General features: G+C 67.8%; 7 protein-coding genes. All 7 read left to right on the top strand.

Annotation, left to right across the window (positions count from 1 at the left end; all coding sequences use genetic code 11):
• On the top strand, nucleotides 1-367 hold a 367-nt coding region (locus G3N97_RS35235; protein WP_205997454.1), incomplete at its 5' end, for a hypothetical protein.
• 60 nt (nucleotides 368-427) lie between these two features.
• Nucleotides 428-1090, top strand: coding sequence for a response regulator (locus G3N97_RS35230; protein WP_065059295.1), 663 nt, complete (start codon nucleotides 428-430; stop codon nucleotides 1088-1090).
• A gap of 16 nt (nucleotides 1091-1106) precedes the next feature.
• Complete coding sequence (locus tag G3N97_RS35225) at nucleotides 1107-2408, top strand: ATP-binding protein (RefSeq protein ID WP_205997453.1); 1302 nt, start codon at nucleotides 1107-1109, stop codon at nucleotides 2406-2408.
• Between the two features lie 268 nt (nucleotides 2409-2676).
• Nucleotides 2677-4185, top strand: a complete 1509-nt coding sequence (locus G3N97_RS35220) for a DegQ family serine endoprotease (RefSeq protein ID WP_205997452.1) — start codon at nucleotides 2677-2679, stop codon at nucleotides 4183-4185.
• A gap of 252 nt (nucleotides 4186-4437) precedes the next feature.
• Complete coding sequence (locus G3N97_RS35215; protein ID WP_065059292.1) at nucleotides 4438-4980, top strand: carboxypeptidase-like regulatory domain-containing protein; 543 nt, start codon at nucleotides 4438-4440, stop codon at nucleotides 4978-4980.
• A gap of 385 nt (nucleotides 4981-5365) precedes the next feature.
• A complete protein-coding gene (locus tag G3N97_RS35210; RefSeq protein ID WP_205997451.1) occupies nucleotides 5366-5731 on the top strand; it encodes a DUF427 domain-containing protein in 366 nt (121 codons plus the stop codon).
• Between the two features lie 75 nt (nucleotides 5732-5806).
• The coding region (locus G3N97_RS35205; protein WP_205997450.1) for an SRPBCC domain-containing protein at nucleotides 5807-6436 on the top strand (630 nt) is incomplete at its 3' end.

Here is a 6436-nt window from a genome sequence, read left to right as displayed (position 1 = left end):
GAGGGCGGCTTCGCCGGCTTGCGCGCGGACGCGGATTCAGGGGCGCGAAGCGGTGGCGATGCGCACGCGGATCGCCCGGGCTTCGCGGTCGGGCGCAAAGCCGGCTGAAAGGCGCGTCAGCATCGCGGCGCCGCGCGCCGCAAAAGCGCCCATTGTAAAGACCTCGTGCGGTGCGCGCGCATCATCGGCGACAAAAGTGATGAAAGCAGGGACGAAAGGCGCAATAAAAACGCGATACGGACGCATGTCATCGAGAAGTAATGACGAAGCAGGCGAGATGCAAGCAGATCGCGCGTGCGAATCTTTGAGCGCGCAGCGCGACCCATTCGCACGCCACATCGGCGTGGTGCTGTCGGCGCCGCGCTAGAATGCACCATCGTTATCCTGCAACGCGGCGCCACGCGCGCCGCTTCGTTATCTCACTACGATGCGCATACTGCTAGTCGAAGATGACCGCATGATCGCCGAGGGCGTGCGCAAGGCGCTGCGCGGCGAGGGCTTTGCGGTCGATTGGGTCGAGGACGGCGAAGCCGCGCTCTCGGCCGCAAGTGGCGAAAGCTACGACCTGATGCTGCTCGATCTCGGGCTGCCCAAGCGCGACGGCCTCGACGTCCTGCGCACGCTGCGCGCGCGCGGCACGGCGCTGCCGGTGCTGATCCTCACGGCGCGCGACGCCATCGCCGACCGCGTGAAAGGGCTCGACGCCGGCGCCGACGATTACCTCATCAAGCCCTTCGATCTCGACGAACTCGGCGCGCGCATGCGTGCGCTGATCCGCCGTCAGTCGGGCCGCAGCGAATCCACCATCCGACACGGTTCGATCACGCTCGATCCGGCCTCGCACCAGGTCACGCAGGACGGCACGCCCGTGGCGCTGTCGGCGCGCGAATTCGCGTTGCTCGAAGCGCTGCTCGCGCGGCCCGGCGCGGTGCTCTCGAAAAGCCAGCTCGAAGAGAAGATGTACGGCTGGGGCGAGGAAATCGGCAGCAACACGGTCGAGGTCTACATCCACGCGCTGCGCAAGAAACTCGGCGCCGATCTCATCCGCAACGTGCGCGGCCTCGGCTACATGATCGCGAAAGACGCGTGAGGACGAACGCGCACCAATGAGTTCGATTCGACGACAACTGCTGTTCTGGCTGCTCGCGATCGTGGTCGCGGGCGTGAGCCTCGCGGGCTGGCTGATCTACCGCCAGGCGCTCGCGGAAGCCAACGAACTGTTCGATTACCAGCTTCAGGAAATCGCCTCGGCGCTGCCGTCCGAGCCCTTCAACGAGATTCTGTCGTCGCGCGATACCGGCACCGAAGGCATCGTCCTGCAGATCTGGAATCGCAACGGCGTGCTGATGTACTACTCGCATCCGCGCGCGCCGCTCGCGCCGCGCGCGGAGCTCGGCTTCTCGACCGAGAAGACCGATCGCGGCGACTGGCGCGTCTACGGCGCGATCGTCGGCGACAACGTCGTGCAGCTCGCGCAGCCCGTGTCGGTGCGCAACCGGCTCGCGGCGAACGTCGCGCTGCGCACGCTCTGGCCGCTGATCGTGCTGCTGCCGTTTCTCGGGCTCGCCGTGTGGATGGTGGTGGGGCGCGGCCTCAAGCCGCTGTCGCGCGTCGCGCGCGCGCTCGACACGCGTCATCCCGAGGCGCTCGATCCGCTGCCCGAGGAGCGTCTGCCGCGCGAAGTGATGCCGCTCGTGCATGCGCTCAACGCGCTGCTCGAACGGCTCGCGCACGCGCTCGACACGCAGAAGGCCTTCGTCGCCGATGCCGCGCACGAACTGCGCACGCCGCTCGCCGCCGTGCAGATTCAGGCGCAACTGGTTGCGCGCGCAAAGGACGACGACGCGCGCCGCGAAGCGCTCGGCGATCTGCAGGCGGGCGTCACGCGCGCGACGCGTCTCGCGGAGCAACTGCTCGCGCTCGCGCGCTCGGAACCGGACGGCCATGCGCGTGCGCGCAGCGTCGATCTGCACGCCTTGCTCGACGACTGCGTGCTCAACTACGCGCCGCTCGCGCAGCAGCGCGGCGTGGATCTCGGCATCGAGGAAAGCGCCGATGCGCACGTCGACGGCGACGCCGACGCGCTGCGCGTGATGTTCAACAATCTGCTCGACAACGCCACGAAGTACACGCCCGCGGGCGGCCGCGTCGATGTGAGCCTGCTGCTCGACGACGGCCATCCGCTCGTGCGGATCGCGGATAGCGGGCCGGGCATTCCGGTCGACGAACGCGCGCGCGTGTTCGACCGTTTCTATCGCGTGGGCGCGGGCGCGAACCGCGCGCGCACCGATGTGGCGGGCACCGGCCTCGGCCTCGCGATCGTCCGGCGGATCGCCGATCAGCACGGCGCGACCATCTCGCTCGGCGACTCGCCGTCGGGTGGTTTGCAGGTCGATCTGCGCTTCTGATCGGGCGCGCGGGCTGCATGCCGCGCGTCGGCCCGCTTTCCTCCGATCGATGCGCGCGCAAGGATCGCGCGAGCGCGTTTGAATCATCGCGCATCGACGTGATGTCGAAGCTTTAATCGAGCTTTCAATGGGCCCCCTATTCGCCTCGTGCGCCCGCAAAGCCCCTCTGGACGGGGCTTTGCGCATTAGTTCCCAAATTAAGACTCCTTTAAGCGACGCCGCTTAATCTTCGTTACGTCGTGACAGCATCCCGCGCAAGGAGTCCGCTATGAATACCAAAGTCTTTACCCGTAGTGCCGTGGCGATCGCCGTGGCCGTTGCGTTGTCGGCCGGTTACGTTGCCGGTCGCCGCGACGTGCCGCCGCCGCAGGTCATCACGCCGGCACAGGCCGCGATGATGCCCGCCGAGGCCGCGGCCAAGACCGGCATTCCCGACTTCTCGGGCCTCGTCGAAACCTACGGTCCGGCGGTCGTGAACATCAGCGCGAAGCACGTCGTCAAGCAGACGGCGATGCGCGGCGGCGCCGGTGGCGGCGCGCAGCAACTGCCGATCGATCCGAGCGATCCGTTCTATCAGTTCTTCAAGCACTTCTACGGCGGCATGCCCGGCATGGGCGGCGACGGCAGCGGCGGTGCGCAGCCCGACACGCCGAGCACGAGCCTCGGTTCGGGCTTCATCATCAGCCAGGACGGCTACATCCTCACCAACGCGCACGTCGTGGACGGCGCGAACGTGGTGACGGTCAAGCTCACCGACAAGCGCGAATTCAAGGCGAAGGTCGTGGGCGCGGACAAGCAGTCCGACGTGGCCGTGCTCAAGATCGACGCGAAGGATCTGCCGACCGTGAAGATCGGCGATCCGCGCCAGAGCAAGGTCGGCCAGTGGGTGGTGGCGATCGGCTCGCCGTACGGCTTCGACAACACCGTGACCTCGGGCATCATCAGCGCGAAATCGCGCTCGCTGCCGGACGAGAACTACACGCCGTTCATCCAGACCGACGTGCCGGTGAACCCCGGTAATTCGGGCGGCCCGCTGTTCAATCTGCAGGGCGAAGTCATCGGCATCAACTCGATGATCTATTCGCAGACGGGCGGCTTCCAGGGCCTGTCGTTCGCGATCCCGATCACCGAAGCGATGAAGGTCAAGGACGACCTCGTCAAGACCGGCCACGTGAGTCGCGGACGTCTCGGCGTCGCGGTGCAGTCGATGAACCAGACGCTCGCCAATTCGTTCGGCATGGACAAGCCGCACGGCGCGCTCGTCAGCTCGGTGGACGCGAACGGTCCGGCCGCCAAGGCGGGTCTGAAGCCGGGGGACGTGATCGTGGCGGTGAACGGCGAGCAGATCGGCGATTCGTCGGACCTGCCGTCGCTGATCGCGGGCATGAAGCCGGGCACCAAGGCCGACGTCCAGATCTGGCGCGACAAGACCACCAAGGATCTGAACGCGACCATCGGCACGCTCTCCGACGCCAAGGTGGCGTCGAACGATACGCCGCAGTCGCAGATGCAGGGGCGCCTGGGCGTGGCCGTGCGTCCGCTGACGCCGGAAGAGAAGAGCAACGATTCGGTCGATCACGGCCTGCTCGTCGAGCAGGCGGGCGGCGCGGCGGAAAACGCGGGCATCCAGCCCGGCGACGTGATCCTTGCCGTGAACGGCCGTCCGGTTGGCAGCGCCGAACAGCTCAAGCAGATGATCGCGCAGGCGGGCAACAGCATCGCGCTGCTGATCCAGCGCGACGACGCGCAGATCTTCGTGCCGGTCGATCTCGGCTAGGCGCGGCAACCGTCGTCACGATTCGCTCCAGCGGTCCGACGCGCTTTACGCTTCGTCTACCGGGATTGCCGGACCGCTTTTCCACTGCCGCCGGGGCTTGTGCCCGGCGGCAGTTTTCTTTTGTGCGCGCGGTTTGTGCGCGTTTTGTGCACAGACGGCGGCATGTCATCGGCCGATCTCCTATACCTGTTCTCATGGGCACGCGCCTTGCGCTATCCGCCATACCGGAGAAACTTCCAAGGAGTCGTCACGATGAAGATGTTCCGAAACGCACGCCCCGTCCTGTCGGCCGCCGCGCTCGCGGCCACCCTGGCACTCGGCTACGCGGGCAATGCGGCAGCGCAGCAAGCCATGCCGCCAGGCGGCAACGCGGGCTCGTCCGACATGAACGGCACGCAGGGCAACGCCACGGTCGGCGGCTCGTCGTCCGACGATTCGAGCGCCGGCAACACCAATGGCGGCGGCATGCCGCAAGTGCAGCAGCAAGGCGACGTCTCGTATGTCTCGGGCGGCGTCGGTCAAGACGAGTCGAAGGCGCTGCAGGCGGCGCAACGCTCGTGGCCGCTGTCGCTGCGCTTCACGGGCCGCAACGCCGAGTTCCTCGCCGACGTGCGCGTGCAGCTCACGAACGCCCATGGCGCGAGCGTGCTCGACACCACGTCGCGCGGGCCGTACATGCTGGTGCGGGTGCGCCCGGGCCGCTATACGGTGCACGCGAGCCATAACGGCGTCGAGAAGACCAGCACGGTGACTGTTGGCTCGAACGGCAGCGCGCGCGCCGCGTTCGTCTGGTAGCGCGCGGGGTAGTCCGCCGGCGCTCTTGCAGCGTGTTGCAAGACGGCCCGCGCGGGAAAGGCGCGGGCCGTCTTGCGTTCGGGTTTTGCGTTCGTTTCGGGTGCATCGTGCCCGACCGCGCGCAGGAAGCACGCATGAAGCACGTGTGAGAAGCGCGCCGCTGTTGCGCCGACGCCAGGCCAGTGTGCGCCAGCCGACGCAGCGCGGCGGCCGCCCTGCGCGGGAAGTCGCGCAAGCGCGCGAAGTTTCGCCGATAATGAAGTGACGGGCCCGCCGCGCCGCGAGCCCCCAGGGAGCCTGAAGCCATCCACAACGACCGGCACGCGATGCCGGAAGAGGCCGCGCGCCGCACCGGCTGCGCCGCCCATCGATCAGGGAGCGGACCATGACGGTCGAACCGGATGCCGGCCATCGCATCGAGATCGTCGTAAATCGTCATCGCGTGCGCGTGATACACGGCGGCATCACGATCGCCGACACGCTGGCCGCGCTCACGCTCTCGGAACCCGGCGCCGTCGATACCTGGTATTTCCCGCGCGCCGACGTGAACATGGCGCGCCTCGAACGTTCCGTGCGCACGAGCGCGTGCCCGCACAAGGGCGAGGCGGTCTACTACCACCTGCGCACCGAAGACGGACGCATCGACGACGCCGCCTGGAGTTACGAAGCGCCGCACGACCCCGTGCGCGAGATCGCGGGCTATCTGGCCTTCGACGCCGAACGCGTCGACCGCATCGACCAGACTTCCTGATCCGCGCACGGATACCGACTACGACACACACGATTACGACCTACGACCTTCTCGAAACGCGACCGGGGAGCCGCCATGGAACTGAACGACGCACTGAGGATTCCGCTCGAGCCGCTTGCCGTCTGGCAGGCGCTGCAGGACGCTGCGCTGGTGCGCGCGAGTCTCGAGCATTGCGAAATGTTCCGGCGACTGGGCGCGGGCGAGTACGCGCTCACGCTGACGGTGCCGCTCGGGCCGCTGCGCGCGCGCTATGAAGTGCGCGCGCATATCGCCAGCGACGTGGCCACGGTGCCGCTCACGCCGCGCCGCGTGCTGAGTTTTCGCGCGCGCGCCGAGGGCATCGGTTCGATGCGCGGCCAGATCGACGTGGCGCTGCGCGAGGAGGAGGTGGCCGCGGGCAAGCCGCCGAGCACGCGTATCGATTATTCGGTGTGGGCGACGCTGACCGGGCCGCTCGGCGAATTGCCGCCGCGCCAGATGGAGCACGCGCTGCACGATCTGGCCGACGAGTTCTTCACGGAATTCTGCGCGGTGGTCGCCGCCAAGCACGGCCGGGCGCCCAATCGCGCGCGCGGCAAGGAACCGCGCCGTCAGCACGTGTTCCTGCGGCCGATCAATCTCGCGGCGGTCGCGCGGCGCGCGCATCTGCTGCCGCATGCGGGCGGCACGCTCTCGGGCCGCGCAGCGAGCACGCTCCATCACGAA

Origin of the sequence: Paraburkholderia sp. Ac-20347, from assembly GCF_017104805.1 — a bacterium.
Classification (GTDB): Bacteria; Pseudomonadota; Gammaproteobacteria; order Burkholderiales; family Burkholderiaceae; genus Paraburkholderia; species Paraburkholderia tropica.
Note: the sequence above shows the minus strand (reverse complement) of the source record. Positions and strands in the feature narration are given on the sequence as shown.